The following is a 3,141-nucleotide window of genomic DNA, read 5'->3' on the forward strand; positions in this document are numbered from 1 at the left end:
TTTGAACTAAGCTTTATGTGGCTCAATTCTTATGAAAAAATATTACAATCTGTCACAAATATCACACTACCTCCTGAATTTATAGAAGATCAAAAAAAATTTAGTCAGATGATCTTCATCACACCACATTTTGGCTCATGGGAGTTAAGTGGATTATATGCATCATCTCTGTACCCCTTAGCAACTCTATATCGTCCGAGCCGTTTATATATAGATCCATTAATTATTTCAGGTCGAGGCAAAAACGGCGCAACATTAGTTTCGACCACTGCTCAAGGTATTCGTGACATGATGAAAGCCATGAAAAATGGTCGTAGTGTTGGTATTTTACCCGATCAAGATCCTGGTGCTAAAGATGGTATGTTCGCACCTTTTTTTGGGTTAGAAGCAAGCACAATGACATTGGTTTCTAAACTTGCTAATCGCTTCAAAATCCCTGCCTATATTGTCGCTTCTAAACGTAATCTTACTACTGGTACATTCACCATTGAACTCATTAAAATTGATGATCAATTACAAAGTGACGATACTTTAGAATCTATCACTGCATTAAATCTAGCCATAGAAACAGAGATCAGAAAATCTCCTGAACAATATCTATGGACATATAAACGTTTTAAAACCGCGCCAGAAGGCGAGTCAAACCGATATCATTAATCTATGCGTATTTATATTGCTTTGCCATTGGCACTCGATGCCACTATTGAATTAACAGATTCTCAATTCAATCACATTGTGCGTGTGATGCGTAAAAAAGAAGGGGAAACATTAACTTTATTCAACGGTAAAGGCGGAGAATATCATGCAAAGATTACAGACATCAATAAGCGTTCTTTGTTAGCTAAACTGATCAAATTTAATGAAGACAATCGCACTTCTAGATTAAATATTCACTTGATTCAAAGCTTTGCTAAATTTGATAAAATGGACTTTGTATTCCAAAAAGCAACAGAATTAGGGATATCTAAACTCACACCATTCACAAGCGAACACAGCAGCTTTAAACTAAGTACAGGTGATAAACAAGATAAAAAGCTATCTCATTGGCAAGGTATTTTAGAAAGCGCTTGTGAACAATGTGGATTGAATATTGTGCCAACATTGACAGATTTCGTTTCCTTAAAAAATATCCAAGAAATATTAGACGATCGCCCTTATCTAATTTTATCACCCATCGCAGAAAAATCTTTGGGACAATGGCTCAATGATCAATCCATGGAACAAACTGATTTTGGCATCATCATCGGTCCTGAAGGTGGTTTCAGCGATACTGAGTTATCACTATTCTCTAATCATCCAAATTGCCATCCTGTTTCATTAGGAAAAAGAATTTTACGTACAGAAACAGCAGCATTATCCGTATTAAGCAGTTTACATTCTCGATTGGGAGATTGGGCATAACCCTTGTTTTTCATCTGTACAGTCACCATTGTTAGTGTCATCATAGATTTTAATACTACCAATTTTAGGAAACTGTCATGAAACTTCCTCGCATATTCTTCATCATGGACCCACTTCATAGCCTGAATATCCATAAAGACAGCACGCTATCCATGATGATGGCTGCTCAAGACCTTGCGGATGAATGCTATTATGTTGAGCCTTCTGCTATTTTTGTGGATGAAACTTTAGCGAAAGCAACAGTACAAGCCGTTCACATCGATCTCTCACAAGAAGAATGGTATCAACTAAAAGAAGCAGAAGTTATCACATTCTCTGAAAATGATATCCTCCTACAGCGTAAAGATCCTCCATTTGATATGCACTATATTTATGTGACATATCTTCTAGAATTGGCAGAAAAACAAGGTGCCTTAGTTTGCAATAACCCAAAATCATTGCGTGATTGTAATGAAAAACTTTATACAACTTGGTTCCCTGAATTATGCCCACCAATGCTGATCACGAGCCAATATCAACATTTGAAAAATTTTATAGCAAAACATCACGATACTATCATCAAACCATTAGATGGTATGGGTGGTAGTGCGATCTTTAGAATCCAAGAAACAGATCCTAATCTTAATGTAATCATGGAAACATTAACGGAACATCAAAAAACACCTGTGATGATTCAGCGCTATATTCCTGAAATTACAAAAGGTGATAAGCGCATTTTATTAATCAATGGTGAACCTGTTCCCTATTCTATGACACGCATTCCTGCGGAAGGCGAAACCCGTGCTAATTTAGCCGTTGGTGGTACTGCAATTGTCGAACCATTATCTGAACATGATTTTGAAATCTGCGCCAAAGTTGCACCAGAATTGAAAAAACGAGGGCTATATTTTGTTGGCTTAGATGTAATCGGTGAATATTTAACAGAAATTAATGTGACAAGCCCAACAGGAATTCGCCAAATAGAAAATTCAACAGGTATTCCTGTCGGCCAAGACCTTATTACTGTATTAATTGAAGAGTGGAAAGATAAACGTAATGGCAGTTAATTACCGCGGCCAATTTTTAATCAGTATGCCGCATATTAAAGATGATATTTTTCATCATTCTGTAATTTTTATTGTCGAACATACAGAACAATTTGTATTAGGGATCATTATTAATCAGCAGAATCTTCTCTCGAACCATGAGCTTAAAGAACAATATGCTTTAGATATTGAGCCCAATGACATGGACAAACTCAACTTTATTTCGGGTGGCCCTATTCGCCTGAAAGAGCTATTTGTATTACATGAGCATATTCAGCAATGGACAAAAGCCATTGAAATTGTGCCTGGTATAGATCTGACAACATCTGCAGATGTCCTTGCAACAATTCTCGACTCTTACCCTGATATTGCTCATTCTATTGTCGATAGCTATTCTGTTTGGGATACTCCACAATTTAACAATGAACTCAAAAATAATATTTGGATGCCAATTCCTTTTGATAAACGCTTCCTTTTTTCTAAAGAAACAAAAGAGTTATTATGGCATCAATTATTTAAAAGCTCGGGCGTTAATCTTCAAAATTTATCGGAACAAATGGGTAGTGCTTAAAAATTCCTTAGCGTCTAGAAGAGATTCACACTCCTTTAATACATTTCCTCGAATCTCTTCTGATACAGGCAACATATCTGGCACGATAATAACAGGAACATTGGCTGTAATTGCAGCAATTGCACCATGACTAGAATCTTCAAA

General features: G+C 36.4%; 4 protein-coding genes. All 4 read left to right on the forward strand.

What is annotated here, in order from left to right; translation table 11 throughout:
- Nucleotides 1-657, forward strand: a 657-nt coding sequence (locus tag BZK14_RS08885) for a lysophospholipid acyltransferase family protein (protein WP_077926153.1), incomplete at its 5' end; no start/stop codon positions are given.
- Between the two features lie 3 nt (nt 658-660).
- Nucleotides 661-1,401, forward strand: coding sequence for a 16S rRNA (uracil(1498)-N(3))-methyltransferase (locus BZK14_RS08890; protein WP_077926154.1), 741 nt, complete (start codon nt 661-663; stop codon nt 1,399-1,401).
- Nucleotides 1,402-1,478: 77 nt separating this feature from the next.
- Nucleotides 1,479-2,447 (forward strand): glutathione synthase, encoded by a 969-nt coding sequence (gene gshB / locus BZK14_RS08895; RefSeq protein ID WP_077926155.1) that lies wholly within the window; start codon nt 1,479-1,481, stop codon nt 2,445-2,447.
- Complete coding sequence (locus tag BZK14_RS08900; protein WP_077926156.1) at nt 2,437-2,997, forward strand: YqgE/AlgH family protein; 561 nt, start codon at nt 2,437-2,439, stop codon at nt 2,995-2,997. Before gshB ends, BZK14_RS08900 begins: the two co-directional genes overlap by 11 nt.
- Nucleotides 2,998-3,141: the final 144 nt, after the last annotated feature.

Origin of the sequence: Wohlfahrtiimonas larvae (genome assembly GCF_002006755.1) — a bacterium.
In the GTDB taxonomy this organism is placed as follows: Bacteria; Pseudomonadota; Gammaproteobacteria; order Cardiobacteriales; family Wohlfahrtiimonadaceae; genus Wohlfahrtiimonas; species Wohlfahrtiimonas larvae.

Excerpts from the sequence above, each read along its gene's own strand:
- BZK14_RS08890 (WP_077926154.1), top strand. The coding sequence starts at position 661 with ATGCGTATTTATATTGCTTTGCCATTGGCACTCGATGCCACTATTGAA.
- gshB (WP_077926155.1), top strand. The coding sequence starts at position 1,479 with ATGAAACTTCCTCGCATATTCTTCATCATGGACCCACTTCATAGCCTG.
- BZK14_RS08900 (WP_077926156.1), top strand. The coding sequence starts at position 2,437 with ATGGCAGTTAATTACCGCGGCCAATTTTTAATCAGTATGCCGCATATT.